Here is a 20,975-nt window from a genome sequence, read left to right on the forward strand (position 1 = left end):
CGAGTCATCAGACTCGCTTCTCACAGGCGTCAATGCAACCTTATTTTTTAGCGGCGAAACGCGCTGCTGCTTCGTCCCAGTTCACTACATCCCAGAAGGCTTTGATGTAGTCAGGGCGACGGTTCTGGAACTTCAGGTAGTAAGCGTGTTCCCACACGTCCAGACCCAGAATTGGGAAGCCGGATGCGCCAGAGATAGCTTCACCCATCAGCGGGGAGTCCTGGTTTGCGGTTGAAACGACCGCCAGTTTGTCACCTTTCAGGACCAGCCACGCCCAGCCAGAGCCGAAACGGGTTGCAGCGGCTTTTTCGAATTCCGCTTTGAAGTTGTCAACGGAACCGAAGTCACGCTCGATAGCCGCTTTCAGGTCGCCCTGAAGGGTGGTGCCGGTTTTCAGGCCTTTCCAGAACAGGCTGTGGTTAGCGTGACCGCCCGCGTTGTTGCGCAGCACGGTTTTCTTGTCTGCTGGCAGCTGGTCCAGTTTGGTGATCAGCTCTTCAACAGGCAGATTAGCGAACTCTGGCAGGCTTTCCAGCGCAGCATTCGCGTTATTCACGTAGGTCTGGTGATGTTTAGTGTGATGGATTTCCATCGTCTGCTTGTCGAAATGCGGTTCCAGTGCGTCGTAGGCATACGGCAGGGATGGCAGTGTATAACTCATAATCCTCTCCATTATTGTCGGGCGGCACAGCTGTTAATGCCGCGTAAGCAGTTGGTTCATTATAGTTAATTAAATGATATTGAAAATGATTATCAATGCCGTAGTTTTTATAAGGTTATTCGGTTTTTGAGAAATGAAGGAATTGTGAGTCTGCTCACGCGGTTAACGTGCTGATTGCCATTCAAAACAAAAGTGCGGCAACCTTCTGAAGGTTCCCAAACCGCCTAATTTTTACACTCATCAAGTCGGCGGGAAGCCTCCGGCTATAAAAACGATGAGGATGTAAAAATGAATCATGCGATTACGATGGGTATTTTCTGGCATTTGATAGGCGCGGCCAGTGCAGCCTGTTTCTATGCCCCGTTTAAAAAGGTGAAAGGCTGGTCATGGGAAACCATGTGGTCCGTTGGCGGCACCGTGTCCTGGCTGATTTTGCCATGGACAATCAGCGCCATGCTGCTGCCCGATTTCTGGGGCTACTTCTCCTCCTTCAACGCCTCCACCCTGCTGCCGGTATTCCTGTTCGGCGCGATGTGGGGCATCGGTAATATCAACTACGGCCTCACCATGCGCTACCTCGGCATGTCGATGGGGATTGGCATCGCGATCGGCATTACGCTGATTGTTGGCACCCTGATGACGCCAATCCTCAACGGCAACTTCGATGTGCTGATCAACACCCAGGGTGGGCGAATGACGCTGCTGGGCGTGCTGGTAGCGGTGATCGGCGTGGGAATTGTCACCCGCGCGGGCCAGTTGAAAGAACGCAAGATGGGCATCAAAGCCGAAGAGTTCAACCTGAAGAAAGGGCTGCTACTGGCGGTGATGTGCGGCGTCTTCTCGGCGGGCATGTCGTTCGCGATGAACGCCGCCAAACCGATGCACGACGCCGCTGCGGCGCTGGGCGTCGACCCGCTGTACGTTGCCCTGCCAAGCTACGTGGTGATCATGGGCGGCGGCGCGCTGGTAAACCTCGGCTTTTGCTTCATTCGTCTGGCAAAAGTGAAGAATCTGTCGGTAAAAGCCGACTTCTCGCTGGCAAAACCGCTGATCGTCACCAACGTCCTGCTTTCCGCCCTCGGCGGTTTGATGTGGTATCTGCAATTCTTCTTCTACGCCTGGGGTCACGCCAGTATTCCGGCGCAGTATGACTACATGAGCTGGATGCTGCACATGAGCTTCTACGTGCTGTGCGGCGGGCTGGTTGGGCTGGTACTGAAGGAGTGGAACAACGCCGGGCGTCGTCCGGTTGGCGTGCTGAGCCTGGGCTGCGTGGTGATTATTATTGCGGCCAATATCGTCGGCCTCGGCATGGCGAACTGATTACGCTGCCTTTCGACTGCGATGACGCCACTGAACCGGCGTCATCCCCACCTCACGGTTAAACACCACCGAAAAGTAGTTACTGTCCTCAAAGCCGCAGCGCATCGCCACTTCACTCACCATCAGCTCCGTATGCTGTAACAGATACTGAGCGTGGCAGATGCGCAGCTGGCGCAGATAGTGGTTTACCGTCATCCCCGTCTGGGTGCGGAACTGCTGGCGCAGCGCGCGCTCGCTGCACTGCTCCTGCTCGCAGAATTTTTCCAGCACAAAGCTTTTATTCAGGCTGCCCGCAAGCCGGGTGATGAGTTTATCCAGCAACGCTTCCTGCGTGGTGGCAGAGGGATTATCCGTAGCGTAACGATGGCGCTTCAGGGTCATCACCAGCTGGGCAAAAAGCAGCTCCGACATCTGGTTTGCCACCGGATCGCTCTTCTGGCTCTCCTGCTCCAGCTGGGAAATCGTCTGGCGCACCTGAGCCATGCCGTTGCTGCTTAAGCGCCAGTGCGGTTCGCCTCTGGCATCATGTAAACCGGGGATATTGCCCGACCAGTCGACATTCAGTTTAAGCCTGTCAGGGCAGTAGATGACGTTCTGCAACACCAGATCGTTAACCGAGGCGTAAGAGTGTTTATCTTCGGCGCGGATGTAGAACAGGTCTCCGCGCGTGATGCGGTAGGGACGGTCGTTGAGGACGTGCAGGCCGTTGCCCCGCCACACCAGCACCAGCTCGCAGAACTCGTGGGTATGCTCGGCAAAGACGTTTTGCGGATAGCGATCCGCCACCGCGACGGCCTGACTCGCGGAGGCAAAAAAATCATCTTTACGAAGAATTAACTGAGCAGCCACACCACAACCTCGACGGCGAATAACCGGACATTATTAGCCTTTCTGCGGTAAAAAAACGGTGACTGCCCTCGCGTTACTGAAGCAACGCGTCTTTCCCCTGACGGATATCGCGCGGCGACCAGCTAAACTCCCGGCGAAACAGCGTCGAAAAGTGGTTACTGTCGCCGAAACCGCAGCGATAGGCGATATCGGTGACGCTTTCATCCGTGTGCCTTAAAAGGTGACGCGCTTTGATCAGGCGCAGACGGTTGAGGTAGCGCTGCGGCGTCAGCCCGGTATGCTGCTTGAGCTGACGATGCAGCGTGCGCAGCGAGAGCGAAAAGTCATCCGCCAGCGTTTCCCAGCAGACATCTTCGGCAAAATGATCTTCCAGCCAGGCCATCAGCTGATTCAGGCGCGCGTCGTTATTTTCCAGCCCTTCCACCAGGCTGCTGCGCCGCAGCAGCACCAGCAGCTGCATAAACAGCAGCTCGCGGGTAGCAATGGCGTGCGTCTCCTGTCCATCCTCGCTCTGCTCCATCTGGCTCACCAGCTGACGCACCTGCTGCAACGTGGACTGATTCACCCGCCAGTGCGACGGATAATGGCCGTCCTTCTCCTGCGGCAACAGCTGATTCAGCCCGGAGAGAAACTGAAACGCATCCGGAGAACGATAGAGCACATTGGTCAGGCACAGGTTATCGGTATGTTCATACAGGTGCCTGTCGTGATCGCGCACGAAGCACACCGTACCGCCGCTGATGGTATACGGCTGACCATTAAACACGTGGATGCCCGTTCCGTGCTCAACAATCACAATTTCATGAAAATCATGATGATGTTCCGGGAACGCAGCCTGAGGCAGCCGTGGCTCAATCGCAACCGGCGAAGCCCCCGAAGGAAAAAAATCGACGCTGTGCAGTACGGTCATAACGGCCTCTACCAATGAGAAAAGTTCTCAAAATAGTAATTAAGGCCTTCCCCGCTCACCTTAAATTTTTGACAGCAAACCGCGCAAAAGCTGCCGGTTTTTCAAGAAACAGGCGGAAAGATCGGGAAATGCGGTCAGCGTCACACTGCCTGCAAACCCCGCGATTACTGGAAACTGTGAACTCCCTCACGTTCATCTTTGCTTTCTTGCCAGCGCGAGATTTGGGCTGTCAGTGGCGAGAAGGTGGCTATTTCTTCCCTTTCTTACACTCCTCGGTAATGACTTAAGAAAGGACCCGACCATGACTTTTCGCCATTGTGTGGCTGTCGATTTAGGCGCATCCAGCGGCCGTGTAATGCTCGCCACCTGGGACTGCGACCTGCACACCCTTACGCTTCGCGAAATGCACCGTTTCGCCAATTGCCTGCAAAAACAGGACGGTTTTGTTACCTGGGATATCGACGCCCTGGAAGCAGAGATTCGCACCGGACTTCACAACGTCTGCGAAGACGGTATTCGCATCGACAGTATCGGCATTGATACCTGGGGTGTGGATTACGTGCTGCTGGACAGTCACGGCGAACGCGTCGGCCTGCCGGTCTCCTACCGCGACAGCCGCACCGATGGGCTGATGGCGCACGCCATCGCGCAGCTTGGCAAGGAGAACATCTATGGTCGCAGTGGCATCCAGTTCCTGCCGTTTAACACGCTTTATCAGCTACGTGCGCTGGTTGAGCAACAGCCTGAGCTGGTCGAAAAGGTGGCGCATGCGCTGCTGATCCCGGACTACTTAAGCTACCGTCTGACCGGCAATATGAACTGGGAATACACCAACGCCACCACCACGCAGCTGGTCAACATCAACACCGATAACTGGGATGAACATCTGCTGGCCTGGACGGGCGCCTCGCCGTCCTGGTTCGGCGCGCCAACCCATCCGGGCAATGTGATCGGTCACTGGCTTTGCCCGCAGGGGAATGAAATCCCTGTTGTCGCCGTCGCCAGTCACGACACCGCGAGCGCGGTCATTGCCTCGCCGCTCGCCGACAAAGATGCGGCCTATCTCTCTTCCGGCACCTGGTCGCTGATGGGCTTCGAGAGCAAAACCCCGTACACCAGCGATGCCGCGATGGCGGCGAACATCACCAACGAAGGCGGTGCCGAAGGCCGCTACCGGGTGCTGAAGAACATCATGGGGCTGTGGCTGCTCCAGCGGGTGCTGAAAGAGCAGGCCATCACCGACCTGCCCGCGCTTATCGCGGAAACCGAAACGCTGAAGGCCTGCACCTTCCTGATCAACCCGAACGACGATCGCTTTATCAACCCGGTGCACATGAGCGCCGAAATCCAGGCCGCCTGTTTTGAAGCGGGGCAGCCGGTACCTTCCCGCCCCGCCGAGCTGGCACGCTGCATTTTTGACAGCCTCGCCCTGCTGTATGCCGACATCCTGAGCGAGCTGGCTGACCTTCGCGGCAAACCGTTCACACAGCTGCATATCGTGGGCGGCGGCTGCCAGAACCAGCTGCTGAACCAGCTCTGCGCGGATGCCTGCGGCATTACCGTGGTGGCAGGTCCGATTGAAGCCTCCACGCTCGGCAATATCGGCATTCAGCTGATGACCCTGGACGAACTTTCAAACGTCGACGATTTCCGTTCGGTGGTGACGGCGAATAACAGCCTGACCACCTTCACCCCCCATCCCTGCCATGAAATTGCCCGCTACCGGGCGCAGTTTCAGCAAAAACGACTGACTAAGGAGCTTTGCGCATGACCACTCAACTTGAACAAGCCTGGGATCTGGCTAAACAGCGTTTCGCCGCCGTCGGCGTGGATGTCGAAGAGGCGCTGCGCCAGCTCGACCGTCTGCCCGTCTCCATGCACTGCTGGCAGGGTGATGACGTCGCCGGTTTCGAGAACCCGGGCGGTTCCCTGACGGGGGGTATTCAGGCCACGGGTAACTATCCGGGCAAAGCGCGCAACGCCACCGAACTGCGTGCGGATCTGGAGCTGGCGCTGAGCCTGATCCCCGGGCCAAAGCGCCTGAACCTGCACGCCATTTATCTCGAATCCGACGAGCCGGTCGCGCGTAACGAAATCAAACCGGAACACTTTAAGAACTGGGTGGAGTGGGCGAAGGCCAACCGGCTGGGTCTGGATTTTAACCCGTCCTGCTTCTCGCACCCGCTGAGCGCGGACGGGTTTACCCTTGCGCACGCCAACGACGAAATCCGCCAGTTCTGGATCGACCATGTCAAAGCCAGCCGCCGCGTCTCGGCGTATTTCGGCGAGCAGCTTGGCACGCCATCGGTAATGAATATCTGGATCCCGGACGGCATGAAGGACATCACCGTAGACCGACTGGCCCCGCGTCAGCGTCTGCTGGCCGCGCTGGATGAAGCTATCAGCGAAAAACTGGACCCGGCGCACCACATCGACGCCGTCGAGAGCAAGCTGTTCGGCATTGGCGCAGAGAGCTACACCGTGGGCTCAAACGAGTTCTACATGGGTTACGCCACCAGCCGCCAGACCGCGCTGTGCCTGGATGCCGGCCATTTCCACCCAACCGAGGTGATCTCCGACAAAATCTCCGCCGCCATGCTCTACGTGCCGCGTCTGCTGCTGCACGTCAGCCGCCCGGTGCGCTGGGACAGCGACCACGTGGTGCTGCTGGATGACGAAACCCAGGCCATTGCCAGCGAAATCATCCGACACGACCTCTTTGACCGCGTACACATTGGCCTCGACTTCTTCGACGCCTCCATCAACCGCATCGCGGCGTGGGTTATCGGCACCCGCAACATGAAGAAAGCCCTGCTGCGCGCGCTGCTGGAGCCTGTCGCCGCCCTGAAACAGCTGGAAGAAAACGGCGACTACACCGCGCGCCTGGCGCTGCTGGAAGAGCAGAAATCCCTGCCGTGGCAGGCGGTGTGGGAGATGTACTGCCAGCGTCACGATGCGCCTGCGGGCAGTCAGTGGCTGGACAACGTGCGGGCATATGAGGAAGACGTGTTGAGTCAGCGCGGGTAACAGCCCCCTCACCCCTGCCCTCTCCCCAAAGGGGAGAGGGAGCAAACCATCCCCTCTCCCCTTTGGGGAGAGGGTTAGGGTGAGGGGTTCAACCTCACCGCGATAACTGGAAATGAAAACTATGCAGACCATCACCACTTCCTGGTTCGTCCAGGGCATGATCAAAGCCACCTCTGACGCCTGGCTCAAAGGCTGGGATGAGCGCAACGGCGGCAACCTGACGCTACGCCTGGACGACGCGGATATCGAGCCATTTGCCGCCGATTTCCACCAGAAGCCGCGCTATATCGCCCTGAGCCAGCCGATGCCGCTGCTCGCCAACACGCCGTTTATCGTCACCGGTTCCGGGAAGTTCTTCCGCAACGTCCAGCTCGACCCGCAGGCCAACCTTGGCGTGGTGAAGGTGGACAGCGACGGCGCGGGCTACCACATTCTCTGGGGACTGACGGACGACGCGGTGCCGACCTCTGAACTGCCGGCGCACTTCCTCTCCCACTGCGAACGCATCAAGGCGACCAATGGCAAAGACCGCGTGATCATGCACTGCCACGCCACCAACCTGATCGCCCTGACCTACGTGCTGGAAAATAATTCTGATTTCTTCACCCGCAAACTGTGGGAAGGCAGCACCGAGTGTCTGGTGGTGTTCCCGGACGGTGTCGGCATTCTGCCGTGGATGGTGCCGGGCACCGACGAAATCGGTCAGGCAACCGCAACGGACATGCAGAAGCACTCACTGGTGCTGTGGCCGTTCCACGGCGTCTTCGGCAGCGGCCCGACGCTGGATGAAACCTTCGGCCTGATCGACACCGCCGAGAAATCCGCGGAAGTGCTGGTGAAGGTCTATTCCATGGGCGGCATGAAGCAGACCATCACCCGGGAAGAGCTGATCGCCCTGGGCAAACGCTTTGGCGTCACCCCCATGCAGTCGGCGTTAGATCTGTACCAATAACAACATCGCGCCCCGCTCATTGAGACGGGGCGAAAACCACCTGCAATCCCTACAACTAACTCAAGTCAGTGGAGTAAAAGCAATGAAAATAAAAGCAAGCTTGATCCTCACCGTTGCCGCTCTGGCGTTGTCCGGTTCCGCTTTAGCAGAAGTGAAAATCGCCCTGGTGGCGAAGTCCTTAGGAAATGGATTCTTCGAGGCAGCGAACGTCGGCGCGCAGGAGGCGGCCAAAGAGTTAGGCGATGTGAAAGTGATTTATACCGGCCCGACCACCACCACGGCGGAAGCGCAGATCGAGGTGCTGAACGGGTTGATCGCCCAGGGCGTGGATGCGATCGCGATTTCCGCGAACGATCCGGACGCCGTCGTGCCGGTGCTGAAAAAAGCGATGCAGCGCGGCATTAAGGTTGTGTCGTGGGACTCCGGGGTGGCGAAAGCCGGACGCCAGATCCACCTCAACCCGTCCAATAATGCCCTGATTGGCGAAACCAACGTGAAGCTCGCCGCCGACGCGCTGAAAGCGCTGAATGTCGAGAAAGGCGACGTGGCGGTGCTGAGTGCCACGCCAACCTCCACCAACCAGAATACCTGGATTGCGGAGATGAAAAAGGTGCTGCCGAAGTACCCGTCCGTCAATCTGGTGACCGTGGCCTACGGAGACGATCTCTCTGACAAAAGCTACCGCGAAGCGGTCGGCTTGCTGAAAACCTACCCCGAACTGAAAGTGATTGTTTCGCCATCGTCCGTGGGCATCGTGGCCGCTGCGCAGGCGGTGAAGGACCAGGGCAAGATTGGCAAAGTGTACGTCACCGGTTTAGGCCTGCCGTCCGAGATGGCGGGCGCGGTGAAGTCCGGCGCGAGCAAGAGCTTTGCCATCTGGAACCCGATCGACCTCGGCTATGCGGCAACCTACCTGGCGGATGACCTGGTGAAAGGCACGGCCACGAAAGGTGAGGCCAGCATGGGCAGACTGGGCAAAGTGAAGCTGGATGCTGACGGCAACGGCGCGATGGCCGAGCCGTTCGTCTACGATGCCAGCAATATTGATAAGTTCTCGAAAATCTTTTGATGCAATTTGTAGGCCGGATAAGCGTAGCGCCATCCGGCAAAAGGCGGGTGGCGCTGCCGCTTACCCGCCCTACAAATTCCTCTGTCCAGGAGAACTATCATGACCCCATTGCTACAGCTTTCTGGCATCACCAAGGTGTTCCCCGGCGTGCGTGCCCTTGAGAACGTGCAGCTTGCGCTGTGGCCCGGCAAAGTGACGGCGCTTATCGGCGAAAACGGCGCGGGCAAGTCGACGCTGGTCAAAGTGATGACCGGCATTTACCAGCCCGACGAGGGCGAAATTCTCTATAAAGCGATCCCCGTTCATCTCCCGACGCCGGAGTCGGCGCATAAAATGGGCATCACCGCCATTCACCAGGAAACCGTGCTGTTTGATGAACTCTCGGTCACCGAGAATATTTTTGTCGGTCAGTACCTTCACAAAGGCTTCCTGAAAAAGCTCGACTGGCCGGAAATGCACCGCCGGGCGCAGGCGATCCTCACGCGGCTGGAAGTGCAAATCGACCCGCGCGCGACGCTGAAAACCCTGAGCATCGCCCAGCGTCACATGGTGGCGATTGCCCGCGCGCTGTCGTTTGAGGCGCAGGTGGTGATCCTCGATGAACCGACGGCGGCGCTGTCGCAGCATGAAATCCTCGAGTTTTACCAGATTGTGGAGCGCTTAAAGCAGGAGGGCAAAGCCATCCTGTTTATTTCCCACAAGTTCGACGAGATTTTTGAGCTGGCCGATCACTACACTATTTTGCGCGACGGCGCGTTCGTCGGCGCAGGTGCAATAAATGAGATCACCGAGGAGCGCATGGTGTCGATGATGGTCGGGCGCGCCATTACCCAAACTTTCCCTAAAATAGACTGCGAAAAAGGCGAGACGGTGCTGGAGGTGAAAAACCTCTGCCATCCGACCGAGTTTGCGCATATCTCGTTCTCCCTGCGTAAAGGGGAAATCCTCGGCTTTTACGGGCTGGTGGGGGCCGGGCGTACCGAGCTGATGCAGGCGCTTTCCGGCGTCACGCGGCCATCGTCCGGGGAAATTATCCTCAACGGACAGCCCCGGCGCTTCTGCCAGCCTGCGGATGCGATCAAAGCCGGTATCGTCTGCGTGCCGGAAGAAAGACAGAAACAGGGGGCGATTATCGCCCTGCCGATTGCCCAGAACATCAGCCTGCCTCAGCTCAGCAAGCTCAATCCGAACGGTGTGCTGCATGACGACCGTGAATGGAAGCTGGCGGACGAGTACGCCAAACGCCTGCAAGTGAAAGCCTTCAGCTGGAAGCAGGCGGTGGAGACCCTCTCTGGCGGCAACCAGCAAAAGGTTGTGATCGGCAAATGGCTGGCGACGCACCCTGACGTGATTATCCTCGATGAGCCGACAAAAGGCATCGATATCGGCTCAAAAGCAGCCGTGCATCAGTTTATGTCCGAGCTGGTCAGTCAGGGGCTGGCGGTAATTATGGTCTCGTCCGAACTGCCGGAAGTGATGGGCATGGCGGATCGCATTATCGTCATGCACGAGGGGCTGATGGTGGCCGAGTACCAGGCGGGAGACGCGACGGCGGAAACCATCGTCAGCGCCGCCAGCGGTGCAAAACAGGAGGCGGCATAATGCTTAGCTCACTCTTAAAACACCGCGAAGCCCTGCTGGGCGCGGTGATTATCCTGATGATCGTCGCCATTGGCAGCCGCGTGCCATCGTTTATCGCGCCGGGCAACCTGGTGGAGATGTTTAACGACACCGCCATTCTGATCGTCCTCGCGCTCGGGCAGATGATGGTGCTTCTCACGAAAGGCATCGACCTGTCGATGGCGGCCAATCTGGCCCTGACCGGGATGATTGTCGCCCTGATTAATTTCCATTATCCGGACGTGCCCGTCTGGGCGCTGCTGATCCTTGCCAGCGTGCTTGGGCTGCTGATGGGCGCGATAAACGGCCTGCTGGTGTGGAAGCTGGGCATTCCGGCGATTGTGGTAACGCTCGGCACCATGAGCATCTACCGCGGAATGATCTTTTTGCTCTCCGGCGGCGGCTGGGTGAACTCAAACCAGATGGGTACAGATTTCCTCGGCCTGCCACGTGCGTCAGTGCTGGGCTTGCCGGTGCTGAGCTGGTGCGCCATCGCCGCGCTGCTGCTGGTGGGCTACTTCCTGCGCTACAGCCGCACCGGACGAGCGCTCTACACCGCAGGCGGTAATGCCACGGCAGCGTACTACACCGGGATCAACGCCGGAAAAATGCAGTTCATTAGTTTCTGCCTTTCCGGTCTGCTGGCCGGGTTCTGCGGCTACCTGTGGATATCGCGCTTTGCCGTTGCGTATGTTGACGTCGCTAACGGTTTTGAATTGCAGGTGGTGGCAGCCTGTGTGATTGGGGGGATCAGCACCATGGGCGGCACCGGGCGCGTGCTCGGCTGTCTGTTTGGCGCACTGTTCCTCGGGGTGATTAACAACGCCCTGCCGGTGATCGGCGTCTCCCCGTTCTGGCAGATGGCGATTTCCGGCACGGTAATTGTGATAGCGGTGCTGCTGAACGAGCGCGGCAATAAACGTAAAGGCCGATTGATACTGCGCGATGCGGCGCTGGCACGTCAGAAACTGGCGGTGAAATCATGAGCAAAATGATGACATCTGAAGCAATCAAACCCACTTCTGCGCCGGGCATCTTCCAGCGTCTGCTGTGCTGGGAGGGGTTCCTGCTGGCGGTGACGCTGGCGGTGTTTGTGGTGAACGCGCTCGCCTCACCCTACTTCCTCAATATCTGGAACCTCTCCGACGCGACGTTCAACTTCACCGAAAAAGCGATCATCGTGTTGCCGATGGCGATGCTGATTATCGCCAGGGAAATTGACCTGTCGGTAGCCTCCACCATCGCGCTAAGCTCCACGGTGATGGGCTTTTGCGCGGCAGCGGGCGTCGATACGCCGCTGCTGGTCTGCGTCGGATTAGGCGTCGGGCTACTGTGCGGGCTGTTCAACGGCATTCTGGTGACGCGCTTTAACCTGTCGTCCATCGTCATCACCATCGGCACCATGAGCCTGTACCGCGGGATCACCTACATCCTGCTCGGGGACCAGGCGCTGAACAGCTACCCTGAGAGCTTCGCCTGGTTCGGCCAGGGCTACGTCTGGGGCGCGCTGTCGTTTGAGTTCGCGCTGTTTATCGTGCTGGCCGCGCTGTTTGCCTTTGTGCTGCACCGCACCAACTTTGGCCGCCGCACCTACGCCATCGGCAACAACCCGACCGGCGCGTGGTACTCCGGCATCAACGTGAAGCGCCACAACCTGATCCTCTTCGCGCTGGTTGGGCTGATGTCCGGCCTGGCGTCGGTGCTGCTTACCTCGCGTCTGGGCAGCACCCGCCCGACCATCGCGATGGGCTGGGAGCTGGCGGTGGTGACGATGGCGGTGCTCGGCGGCGTCAATATTCTCGGTGGGTCCGGCAGCATGGTGGGCGTGATTATCGCCGCCTTCCTGATGGGGCTGGTGACCTTCGGCCTGAGCCTGCTCAACGTGCCCGGCATTGTGATGTCGGTGATTATCGGCGCGATGCTAATCGTGGTGATTTCGCTGCCGATTATTACCCGCCGGATGATGCAGCGAAGACGGAATTAAATTGCCCCTCACCCCTGCCCTCTCCCCTGAGGGGAGAGGGTGAAAAGCCGCACCGAGCAGTCCCCTCTCCCCTCCGGGGAGAGGGTTAGGGTGAGGGGAACGGATTACCTCAAAAGCATATTAAGGAGAATTATCATGAGCTTTATGTTGGCACTCCCCAAAATCAGCCTGCACGGCGCGGGCGCGATCGGCGATATGGTCAATCTGGTGGCAAACAAACAGTGGGGAAAAGCGCTGATTGTCACCGACGGCCAGTTGGTGAAGCTGGGCCTGCTCGACAGTTTGTTTTCCGCGCTCGACGCCCATCAGATGTCGTATCACCTGTTCGATGAAGTATTCCCAAACCCAACGGAAGCGCTGGTGCAGAAAGGCTATGCGGCATATCAGGACGCGGAGTGTGATTACGTGATTGCCTTCGGCGGCGGCAGCCCGATTGATACCGCCAAGGCGATCAAAATCCTCACCGCCAACCCCGGTCCGTCAACCGATTACTCCGGCGTCGGCAAGGTGAAAAACGCGGGCGTGCCGCTGGTGGCGATCAACACCACCGCAGGCACGGCAGCGGAGATGACCAGCAACGCGGTGATCATCGACGCCGCGCGTCAGGTGAAAGAGGTGATCATCGACCCGAACATCATCCCGGATATCGCCGTGGACGATGCCAGCGTGATGCTCGATATTCCGGCCTCCGTGACCGCCGCAACCGGCATGGACGCGCTAACCCACGCCATTGAAGCTTACGTCTCCGTGGGCGCACACCCACTGACCGATGCCAACGCGCTGGAAGCCATTCGTCTGATCAACCTCTGGCTGCCGAAAGCGGTCGACGACGGTCACAACCTGGAAGCGCGCGAGCAGATGGCCTTTGGGCAGTATCTGGCGGGCATGGCGTTTAACAGCGCCGGGCTGGGGCTGGTGCATGCTCTGGCGCACCAGCCGGGCGCGACGCACAACCTGCCGCACGGCGTCTGCAACGCCATCCTGCTGCCGATCATCGAAAACTTTAACCGCCCGAACGCGGTCGCCCGATTCGCCCGTGTGGCGCAGGCGATGGGCGTTGACACGCGCGGCATGAGCGACGAAGCGGCCAGCATGTCCGCCATTCAGGCGATTCGCGATCTAAGTGCCCGCGTCGGCATTCCGTCCGGATTTAGCCAGCTTGGCGTGACCAAAGCCGATATTGAAGGCTGGCTGGATAAAGCGCTCGCTGACCCGTGCGCGCCGTGCAACCCACGTACCGCCAGCCGCGATGAGGTCCGCGAGCTATACCTGGAGGCATTATGATCCGCAAAGCGTTTGTGATGCAGGTAAACCCGGATGCGCACGAGGAGTATGCGCGCCGCCACAACCCGATCTGGCCTGAGCTGGAAGCGGTGCTGAAAGCCCACGGCGCGCACCACTACGCCATTTACCTCGACAAAGCCCGCAACCTGCTGTTTGCGACAGTGGAGATTGAATCGGAAGAGCGCTGGAACGCGGTGGCAAACACCGACGTCTGCCAGCGCTGGTGGAAACATATGGCTGACGTTATGCCGTCTAACCCGGACAACAGCCCGGTGAGTGCGGAGCTGAACGAGGTGTTTTACCTGGACTGAGCCATGGCCCGGCATATTGTGTCGGGTCGCGTTATTTAACCGGCCAGTTATAAACAGCGCTATTACCGTTGTCGTCGATTAACTCCCCCTGCACCTGCCCGGAGAAGGGGGCATTGGCGGCAAAGGCGTAGCGCTTCTCCCCGAAGGGGGCAACCATCATGTCGGGTAGTTGTGTCACCGGATACAGCTTTTCGCCTGCCTTAAAGTTAATGCCCGCAAAAGAGACAAAGTAAGGCGAATCATTATGACAAACCAGCACAGAACCCTCGCGATGAAAGGTTAATCGCGCCCACGCGCTTTCTGGATTGTTGAGCGACGCCGGACGCCAGAATATTTTCATCTGTGTATTCATCGTCAGCACCATGCTTTGTTGTTGTGTGGCAACACTTCCGGTAGGCGGGATTTCATAGATGTTCAGCCAGAATGCCGATTCCCGGTCAGTGGGCATACGCGCTTTGTTGTGCATGATACGTAGCCCTTGTACGCCCTTAGGCTCCAGACGAAACAACGGCGGCACCGCAACAAACGGCGTTTTAACACTTCCCGGTTCGCGATTGATATCGCCATCATCCACCCAGGTTTGCACGACTACCGGCCACGGATTGGTATTCACCAGCATCAGACTCTGTTGCGCTTCGCCTTCATGAAAAATCACACGCGTTGCGGAGGCAATAATGCCCGCTGCGCAGGGCCAGGACACAAGCATCCATAGCAATAACAGAGAAATACGCATCATTGCACTTTCACCCAAACATACGCCCTGGCATCTACCTTACCGGCAGCGATCGCCTCGTCAGGTAAACGCACCAGTGAAGCATTAAAGTTAATCAGGTAGTCCTGGGTATTCCCTGATCCTGCAATTCGGGTTGCCCCTACATTGACGGGATACCAGCCACCGCTATTGCCCGTTGCGCAACTGGTGGTCGTACAGCGATCCCAACCGAGGAACTGGCGAACTATACCGTCGCTGGCATTAGCAATCTGTATCCCCACTCCCCTTGCCATACCGGTTTGTCCGTAATTCTCGGAAAGGAGATGGCTCACCCCGCCGCTGCTGTTTACCAGCCCAAGAGTTTGCGCGGCGAGAAAGCTTTCGTAAGGCACCTGTAACCCCAGCGCCGTCTGGTTTTGCGCCACACCGCCGACGGCTGTATTTTCACAACGAACCGTCACGCTGAAATTGGCTTGCGCCGCTTTGCCGCTTTCCAGCTCAGTTCGCGAAATAGAAGGGAACACGACCACAGGCGTGACGTTTTTCGCCACGCACGTAGCGATGGTGGTCAGCGTTGAGACAGGTGCCGTTCCCATGTTTAACGCCATCCAGTTATCGTAACCCCACCCGGTGTAACTGGTTGCCGAGTCTCCGGAATCACAGTAAGCATCGTTATTTTTACTGCCCGGCGAACAAAAACTGACGTAGCCATTGGGCTGATTACAGCTATAGCTGCCGCTACTCACCGGAGCGCCACACCAGGTTCCGGCTCCCGTGTTGGTGGGAACATCTGCGCTGAGACGAATCGCCTCGGCGCGAATGGGGCTAAAATCCTTGACCCGAATATAAATTTTTTTGCCATCGTCTGAGACCGCGTAACGGGTCATCGGTATCCGTTGATAATTTCGGGTAAACACAGTGCCTGAGTTAAGGTGCGTTAAACGCACCCCGACTTTTTTAAATAAGGTGCCGTAAACATTCGGATTACCGCTTGCCTGCCCCATATCCCAGTAGCCGCCGTAACGGTCATCTCCGTTAGTGGCAATGATTTCGAAGATGTTATTTTTATCGCTAATATCGCAGACCCACAAAATATTATCGGGGCTGCTATAGAGCGGATTATCAGAGAAGCGCACCACGCTACTAGCCAAAACTGTACCTTCCGGCTGAACGTCAATGCTGCTGACATTGATACGCCCCAGCGCAAGCCCTGTCCCCATTCCGTCCTCTTCGGTGTGCTCGAATTTTGGCCCTTTTTCGCACTGGGCAAACGCCGCCACGCTCATCAGGCAAAATGCCGCGACGACAAAACGTAGTCTGTTCATGATTTCCTCCCTGGTGGGCTTAACGGCAAGGCAACGTTAATACCCGTAACGGTTCCGACGGCTGCGTATTTTGCCAGGCTATCCGACAGCTTTCCTGCTGGGCCTCCCCCCACTTAATCCGCAATATGCCTTTCTCGTCGCTGGCGCGAAAATAGAGCTGACTCGCCTGCCCCATCATGCCAATGCTGTTGTCATACTCATCGTAAACGGCGGCCCCCATCGGGATAACCTCACCTTTCAGCCTCTGCGCAGTGATCAACATGGCCTGTCCCTGAAGCGTGGTGTAGCGCAGGCGAACCATCGCCCCGGCGAATGGCGCAACACGCTGAACCGATGTCTGGAGTTCCACATCGTCGGCCATGTCTTGCGGGTCCAGGCTGACAGTATTGAACTGATAAGGCACCAACGATGGTGCAAGCGCATAGCCAAACGCGTTCACCTGTGCCCCTTGCCCGCCGGATATCCGTGCGCCATCCGCACCGGGTGCTTCAATTAATGCGAAGGTGTCACCAAGATACGGTCCCGGCGTGATACCTCCACGATGCAATACCAGTGCCCCCTGTAACGATGCCGACGCCTGCCAGTAATCGCTGGAGGAAGACCACGACGCGCCGCCGCTGGCCCAAGGGAAATTCTTCTGAAAATTTGCTCCCCAGACGGACTGCTCCCCGCGATCGTTTGTGGCGTAGTTGAGGCTGTAGCTCAGCGGATCGCGCTCACCCATCACCCCGCTAAGCGTCGACTGATAATCTCCGCCGTCATCATCACTATGGTTAGCGCTAATCGAAAGCATTGGCGAGTAGCGACTCTGCCCAAGCGGAATAGAAAACGATAATGACCACAGCGTTTGCGTTTTTGCCTGCCAGGCGTCGCTCCAGTCGACGGCGTTCCCCATGCCGTTTTGTGAAGATGGGGTGATTCGTCGGGTGCGCGCCGCCGTAAGGTTCACCGATATGCCGTAGGCAAATGCCTTACTCCAGCTGGCCTGAAGCTGCTTATCGCGGCTTTTCTGGTCGCGATAGTCCTGTGAAGAGAAGGAAAGATTAATATTACCCAACCAGTCCAGCGCCTGGCTGGCCGAAAGCTCAACCCTGGAGCGCTGCCGCCAGGTGGAGGATTGCCACTCCTCATTATGCGCAGCGCGTGAACCGAGCACATCGTACAGCTCAGCATAGCCGCCTGTAGAGTAGCGGTAGCCCGCCAACGCAACCGACGTCCCCGTCTGTGGAAAATGTTTACTGTAGTTGAGCCTGGACATCCAGCCGGTTTGGTAATCGTCGCTGTTCAGCCGTGCGCGCGAGAAAGTGCTGTCCATCCCCCATGCGCCCAGCGTGGAACTGTAAACGCCGCCGAGCATAAACGCCTGATAGCCGTTTGCCAGTTGATTGCCCGCATTGATAGTGAGCGCATTCGTTACCCCGTGCTGCCAGACAATTTCACTGAATTCGTCATTGTTGCCCACGTCCCGCACGCGCCCCACTGTCGCACTGTATTCCGAAAACCCCGCGCGCATGGATTCCGCCAGCGCGGAAAAGGGTACGTTAAACGTACTTTCATTCCCATCCGCTTCCGTGACAATGACGTTCAGATCACCTGCGTAATTAGTGGGATAAAGATCGTCAATCGCAAACGCACCGGGCGCGACCGTGGTTTCATAGAGCGTGTTGTTGCCCTGGCGAATGGTCACTTTGGCGTTGGTTCGCGCAATCCCACGCACCACTGGCGCGTAGCCGCGCTGAGATTCCGGACGCATTCGGGTATCGGAGGTGAGCTGCACGCCGCGAAAGCTGATCCCGGAAAAAAATCTGCCGTCGGTGTAGCCTTCGCCAATCATCATTTCACTGCGCAGCGGCACAATCGCTCGCTGGACATAGCGCCGCGTTGTTGTCCAATGGCTGCCCAGATCGCTGTCATAGTTGAGCGCAGACTGCTGACGATAGCGCCACAGTCCCAGATTTAACCCGCCATTCAGGTTCAGGTAAGTGGAGTCTGTCGTGCCACCGCCATCCTGCTTTTGCGTGACGTGGTACTGGTTAGCCATGTAGTTGAGAAAGAGCATACTTTCTCCGGACTCCAGGCTCTCTTCACGTATTCCTCCTCGCGGCAGTTTATCCAGCAGGGTTTGTGGTACCGAAAAATCAACACGCATTTGCGACATCACGCTGCTCACCGTGATGCCGGAAAAAAGCGCATTGTCCGGACGATAGCAGCCTTCTCCAGGCTCTTCCGGCAACGATTTCAGCCCAATCTTTTTTAAGGTACCCCAGCTAAAACACGGCATTACGCGATGTTCCACGGCTGTAAATACGATGTCATCCCTCGCGGCCAGCGTACCGTTAACATATAGATCCAGTGTATAACTGCCGGGCTTGATCATTGAATCCTGGTTTAACTGTTCAATATCAACCTTATTCAGGCCAGACCCGCGAAGTAGCGACGCGTCAAAGACATACGCTTCTTGCGCTTGCACGAAAGAGGCGCTGATTAACGTCAGCGTCGAGACAAACAGACAACACCGGGGATACGCGCGATGTCGGAGCATAAAACCCTCCCTGCCCACTCTTTCCATGTCGACTTCTAGCGAGGCAGCGTGAAGGTGTGGCTCACCGCCGTGCCATAATCATTCATGGCGTAAACCGTGACAGATGTGGCCACCGGATCGGTTAAAACCCAGCGTGTGTCGCCAAATGGTGGAATCATCACCGATTGGCCAACCGCCCTAGATTTCTCACCTCGGGTTAACAGCGCGTTGCGCAGTGAAATATGCCATGGCGTAGGGTTTTGTAACGTCAGCATATTTCCTTTACGCTGCACCTGAAGTTGCGTCAGAGCCTGACCGGCGTCGCCGCGCAGACCGGGCGGGCGATAAAATACTTTGAGCCGGCTTTTTACAATCAATGCCAGGCGATTCTGTGCAAGATCGGACGATTTAATGGCGGGATATTGCAAATAATTAAACCAGAACACGGACTCGCGATCCTGTGGGAGCTGTTGGGTCTGCCCTGTAAATTTTAGCCGCAGCGCATGACCATTCAGCGCATTAATCCGAAATATTTGTGGCGTGACGATAAAAGGTGCATCCGCTGTGTCTGGCGTTGAGTCTGGGTTATTTTTATCCAGCCACACCTGCACCAGCATCGGTGTATCACCATTGTTAGAAAATTCTACAACCTTATCTTTTGCATCAGCAGAATAAATTATTCTATTACCTTTAAGAATAACACTGGAAGATGCTATGTTCGATATAAAAATAGAAGACAAAAATGCCATTACAGCAATAAAACAGCATTTATTAGTGTACAGCATATACACCTCCCTAATTAATAGGGAATAAATGGCGCTACGTTAAGTAGCGCCTAAAAGAGTTACAAATAGGTAATTGCGAACTGTGCTTGCGCTTCTACTGCTCCGGCCGTAGCCCCGCCAGCAGAAGAGTAGTAACGTGCAGCCATATCAAAGGAGACAGAGTCTGGACCGCTCGTTCCACCTACCGTCTGCATAGACGTTTTTGCTATGCCGCTGGTGAAGTCCAGCTCGGTCGTGCCTTCAAGTAGCTGAATAGCAACGTTCGTCGCCGGGCTTGCCGCCGCGATATTTTTTAGGTTGTTACCGTCCAGATAATTACTGACAAAACGTACGCCTGCCGAAGATGACGACGTCGCAGTAACATCGCAGCCGCTCAACGTCACAGTGAAAGGCGTTTGCCCTGCGCTGGACCCCGCGGCCGTCAGCTCGCTTTTACTGACGGCAGGCAACAGGACAACCGGATAAGAATCGGTGCCATTAATTTTTATGGTACAGGTTTGATCGGTAACTTCTCCTAAAAAACGTACGGTATTATTTGCATAGACAGCGCCACTTACTCCGACAGATACAATAAATGCTACCAGCACTCTTTTTTTCATTTTTATTGTCTCCTTTACATGCCCTTATCGTTATAAGAGCCAATGCGCGAATAATGATTATTTCTTAGAACAAACATACCCCTATAAAAATTATGTGTAAATATATTTCAGAGGTTAACAAATCATAAAAATAAGCAGCCCTGCGAAAAAACAAGGTAATCACACATAAATTCCATGAATAACAAAAATAGGTTAACAGGATAAAGTATCGCCATTAAACGTGACGTCTCCCACCTAACCCAATGAATTCTCGCATAAACGAACAATTAGTCTTTCATATTTATTTATAATCCAAATGATTAAATATTCTAAAAACTGTATTAAACTTAAATTAAAGTACAAAGAACAATTCACGCCATAAATGATTTAATGGTCGAATATATTTAATATGGATATTTTGTTTTATGATCTTAGTCTCATTTTATCGCCCCGCTGTCGTCTTACCGGCAGCGGGTTTGCCGCTGTTTAGCTTTGTTCCGCCACCAGCAGCGCGTGCGTATCTGGCTCCAGCGCCTTAAAGATATGCGGCTGGTCAGCGGGATAGCAAATGTAATCCCCCGGGCCGAGCTCTTCCGCCGCGTCGATCAGGCCGACCATCGCCCGCCCCTGGGTCACGATAATATGCTCAACCGACCCAGGCGGATGCGGCTGGGAAATACGGTCTGCCCCCGGCTGAGTCAGCAGCAGGTAGATATCACGACGCGCCCCCGGCGGACACGCCGCGAGCAAAATCGCCTCGTAGTTCGCCTGCCCGGCGACAACTTTTGTGCCCTCGCCGCGGCGGATCACCTGCGTGACGGGTTGTTGCGGCTCCAGTAACCGGGCAAACGGAATATCCAGCGCCACGCAAAGCGACCAGAGCGTTTCCAGGCTAGGGTTGCCGTTGCCAGACTCCAGTTGTGAAAGCGTGGATTTGGCGATCCCGGCACGGCGGGCGATCTCCGCCAGCGAAAGTCCGGTTCGCAGGCGTTCTCGCACCAGGCTTCTGGCGATTACGCTGATTGGCTGCGTCATAATAACGGCCTCATTCTCTCTATAACGAA

Annotated in this window: 19 protein-coding genes; 10 read left to right on the forward strand and 9 right to left on the reverse strand. The window is 56.6% G+C overall.

Annotated elements, in window-relative coordinates:
• Positions 1-40: 40 nt before the first annotated feature.
• Entirely contained in the window at positions 41-661 is a 621-nt protein-coding gene (gene sodA, locus L3069_RS22175) for a superoxide dismutase [Mn] (RefSeq protein ID WP_003861999.1), read from the reverse strand.
• A 288-nt stretch (positions 662-949) separates the two neighbouring features.
• Between sodA and rhaT the strand changes: the two genes are divergently transcribed.
• Positions 950-1,984 carry an L-rhamnose/proton symporter RhaT gene (gene rhaT / locus L3069_RS22180; RefSeq protein WP_022649813.1) on the forward strand — a complete coding sequence of 345 codons (1,035 nt, stop codon included), beginning with the start codon at positions 950-952 and terminating at the stop codon, positions 1,982-1,984.
• Here the strand turns inward: rhaT and rhaR are convergent, their stop codons facing one another.
• Both rhaR and rhaS (L3069_RS22190) read right to left on the reverse strand, forming a co-directional pair.
• Positions 1,985-2,833 (reverse strand): HTH-type transcriptional activator RhaR, encoded by an 849-nt coding sequence (rhaR, locus tag L3069_RS22185; RefSeq protein WP_032676783.1) that lies wholly within the window; start codon positions 2,831-2,833, stop codon positions 1,985-1,987. It lies immediately after the preceding gene.
• Positions 2,834-2,906: 73 nt separating this feature from the next.
• A complete protein-coding gene (rhaS, locus tag L3069_RS22190) occupies positions 2,907-3,743 on the reverse strand; it encodes an HTH-type transcriptional activator RhaS (RefSeq protein WP_006808693.1) in 837 nt (278 codons plus the stop codon).
• 301 nt (positions 3,744-4,044) lie between these two features.
• On the opposite strand from rhaS (L3069_RS22190), the gene rhaB reads away from it, so the two are divergent.
• From rhaB to rhaM, 9 genes are all read left to right on the forward strand, one after another.
• Entirely contained in the window at positions 4,045-5,514 is a 1,470-nt protein-coding gene (rhaB, locus tag L3069_RS22195; RefSeq protein ID WP_023298908.1) for a rhamnulokinase, read from the forward strand.
• Positions 5,511-6,770: an L-rhamnose isomerase gene (gene rhaA / locus L3069_RS22200; protein WP_022649817.1), complete on the forward strand. Its 1,260-nt coding sequence runs from the start codon at positions 5,511-5,513 to the stop codon at positions 6,768-6,770. Before rhaB ends, rhaA begins: the two co-directional genes overlap by 4 nt.
• Before the next feature lie 121 nt (positions 6,771-6,891).
• Positions 6,892-7,722, forward strand: coding sequence for a rhamnulose-1-phosphate aldolase (gene rhaD / locus L3069_RS22205; protein ID WP_022649818.1), 831 nt, complete (start codon positions 6,892-6,894; stop codon positions 7,720-7,722).
• An 82-nt stretch (positions 7,723-7,804) separates the two neighbouring features.
• Positions 7,805-8,791 carry a rhamnose ABC transporter substrate-binding protein gene (gene rhaS, locus L3069_RS22210; protein ID WP_023298909.1) on the forward strand — a complete coding sequence of 329 codons (987 nt, stop codon included), beginning with the start codon at positions 7,805-7,807 and terminating at the stop codon, positions 8,789-8,791.
• A gap of 99 nt (positions 8,792-8,890) precedes the next feature.
• Positions 8,891-10,393, forward strand: coding sequence for a sugar ABC transporter ATP-binding protein (locus tag L3069_RS22215; RefSeq protein ID WP_038416934.1), 1,503 nt, complete (start codon positions 8,891-8,893; stop codon positions 10,391-10,393).
• Positions 10,393-11,397: an ABC transporter permease gene (locus L3069_RS22220; RefSeq protein WP_023305096.1), complete on the forward strand. Its 1,005-nt coding sequence runs from the start codon at positions 10,393-10,395 to the stop codon at positions 11,395-11,397. Before L3069_RS22215 ends, L3069_RS22220 begins: the two co-directional genes overlap by 1 nt.
• Positions 11,394-12,395: an ABC transporter permease gene (locus L3069_RS22225; RefSeq protein WP_038416935.1), complete on the forward strand. Its 1,002-nt coding sequence runs from the start codon at positions 11,394-11,396 to the stop codon at positions 12,393-12,395. The genes L3069_RS22220 and L3069_RS22225 overlap by 4 nt, the downstream gene beginning before the upstream one ends.
• Before the next feature lie 135 nt (positions 12,396-12,530).
• Positions 12,531-13,679 (forward strand): lactaldehyde reductase, encoded by a 1,149-nt coding sequence (fucO, locus tag L3069_RS22230; protein WP_023305097.1) that lies wholly within the window; start codon positions 12,531-12,533, stop codon positions 13,677-13,679.
• The gene (rhaM, locus tag L3069_RS22235; protein ID WP_022649824.1) at positions 13,676-13,990 is read left to right on the forward strand and encodes an L-rhamnose mutarotase; all 315 of its coding nucleotides are present in this window, start codon (positions 13,676-13,678) and stop codon (positions 13,988-13,990) included. Before fucO ends, rhaM begins: the two co-directional genes overlap by 4 nt.
• A 31-nt stretch (positions 13,991-14,021) precedes the next feature.
• Here the strand turns inward: rhaM and L3069_RS22240 are convergent, their stop codons facing one another.
• The 6 genes from L3069_RS22240 to L3069_RS22265 form a co-directional block, all read right to left on the reverse strand.
• A complete protein-coding gene (locus L3069_RS22240) occupies positions 14,022-14,726 on the reverse strand; it encodes a molecular chaperone (RefSeq protein WP_022649825.1) in 705 nt (234 codons plus the stop codon).
• Positions 14,723-16,027: a fimbrial protein gene (locus L3069_RS22245; RefSeq protein WP_038416936.1), complete on the reverse strand. Its 1,305-nt coding sequence runs from the start codon at positions 16,025-16,027 to the stop codon at positions 14,723-14,725. The genes L3069_RS22240 and L3069_RS22245 overlap by 4 nt, the downstream gene beginning before the upstream one ends.
• Positions 16,028-16,046: 19 nt before the next feature.
• Positions 16,047-18,569 (reverse strand): fimbria/pilus outer membrane usher protein, encoded by a 2,523-nt coding sequence (locus tag L3069_RS22250; RefSeq protein WP_051979836.1) that lies wholly within the window; start codon positions 18,567-18,569, stop codon positions 16,047-16,049.
• A gap of 35 nt (positions 18,570-18,604) precedes the next feature.
• A complete protein-coding gene (locus L3069_RS22255) occupies positions 18,605-19,333 on the reverse strand; it encodes a molecular chaperone (RefSeq protein WP_038416938.1) in 729 nt (242 codons plus the stop codon).
• A gap of 59 nt (positions 19,334-19,392) precedes the next feature.
• On the reverse strand, positions 19,393-19,932 hold the full coding sequence (locus L3069_RS22260) for a fimbrial protein (RefSeq protein ID WP_022649829.1): 540 nt from the start codon (positions 19,930-19,932) through the stop codon (positions 19,393-19,395).
• 465 nt (positions 19,933-20,397) lie between these two features.
• Positions 20,398-20,946, reverse strand: coding sequence for a helix-turn-helix domain-containing protein (locus tag L3069_RS22265; protein WP_022649830.1), 549 nt, complete (start codon positions 20,944-20,946; stop codon positions 20,398-20,400).
• Positions 20,947-20,975: the final 29 nt, after the last annotated feature.

The sequence above is a fragment of the Enterobacter cloacae complex sp. ECL411 genome (assembly GCF_021869665.1).
GTDB lineage: Bacteria > Pseudomonadota > Gammaproteobacteria > Enterobacterales > Enterobacteriaceae > Enterobacter > Enterobacter intestinihominis.

Bases quoted from the DNA above. Each gene is read 5' to 3' on its own strand.
- sodA (WP_003861999.1), bottom strand. From the start codon at position 661: ATGAGTTATACACTGCCATCCCTGCCGTATGCCTACGACGCACTGGAA.
- rhaT (WP_022649813.1), top strand. From the start codon at position 950: ATGAATCATGCGATTACGATGGGTATTTTCTGGCATTTGATAGGCGCG.
- rhaS (WP_006808693.1), bottom strand. From the start codon at position 3,743: ATGACCGTACTGCACAGCGTCGATTTTTTTCCTTCGGGGGCTTCGCCG.
- rhaB (WP_023298908.1), top strand. From the start codon at position 4,045: ATGACTTTTCGCCATTGTGTGGCTGTCGATTTAGGCGCATCCAGCGGC.
- rhaA (WP_022649817.1), top strand. From the start codon at position 5,511: ATGACCACTCAACTTGAACAAGCCTGGGATCTGGCTAAACAGCGTTTC.
- rhaD (WP_022649818.1), top strand. From the start codon at position 6,892: ATGCAGACCATCACCACTTCCTGGTTCGTCCAGGGCATGATCAAAGCC.
- rhaS (WP_023298909.1), top strand. From the start codon at position 7,805: ATGAAAATAAAAGCAAGCTTGATCCTCACCGTTGCCGCTCTGGCGTTG.
- L3069_RS22215 (WP_038416934.1), top strand. From the start codon at position 8,891: ATGACCCCATTGCTACAGCTTTCTGGCATCACCAAGGTGTTCCCCGGC.
- L3069_RS22220 (WP_023305096.1), top strand. From the start codon at position 10,393: ATGCTTAGCTCACTCTTAAAACACCGCGAAGCCCTGCTGGGCGCGGTG.
- L3069_RS22225 (WP_038416935.1), top strand. From the start codon at position 11,394: ATGAGCAAAATGATGACATCTGAAGCAATCAAACCCACTTCTGCGCCG.
- fucO (WP_023305097.1), top strand. From the start codon at position 12,531: ATGAGCTTTATGTTGGCACTCCCCAAAATCAGCCTGCACGGCGCGGGC.
- rhaM (WP_022649824.1), top strand. From the start codon at position 13,676: ATGATCCGCAAAGCGTTTGTGATGCAGGTAAACCCGGATGCGCACGAG.
- L3069_RS22240 (WP_022649825.1), bottom strand. From the start codon at position 14,726: ATGATGCGTATTTCTCTGTTATTGCTATGGATGCTTGTGTCCTGGCCC.
- L3069_RS22245 (WP_038416936.1), bottom strand. From the start codon at position 16,027: ATGAACAGACTACGTTTTGTCGTCGCGGCATTTTGCCTGATGAGCGTG.
- L3069_RS22250 (WP_051979836.1), bottom strand. From the start codon at position 18,569: ATGCTCCGACATCGCGCGTATCCCCGGTGTTGTCTGTTTGTCTCGACG.
- L3069_RS22255 (WP_038416938.1), bottom strand. From the start codon at position 19,333: ATGCTGTACACTAATAAATGCTGTTTTATTGCTGTAATGGCATTTTTG.
- L3069_RS22260 (WP_022649829.1), bottom strand. From the start codon at position 19,932: ATGAAAAAAAGAGTGCTGGTAGCATTTATTGTATCTGTCGGAGTAAGT.
- L3069_RS22265 (WP_022649830.1), bottom strand. From the start codon at position 20,946: ATGACGCAGCCAATCAGCGTAATCGCCAGAAGCCTGGTGCGAGAACGC.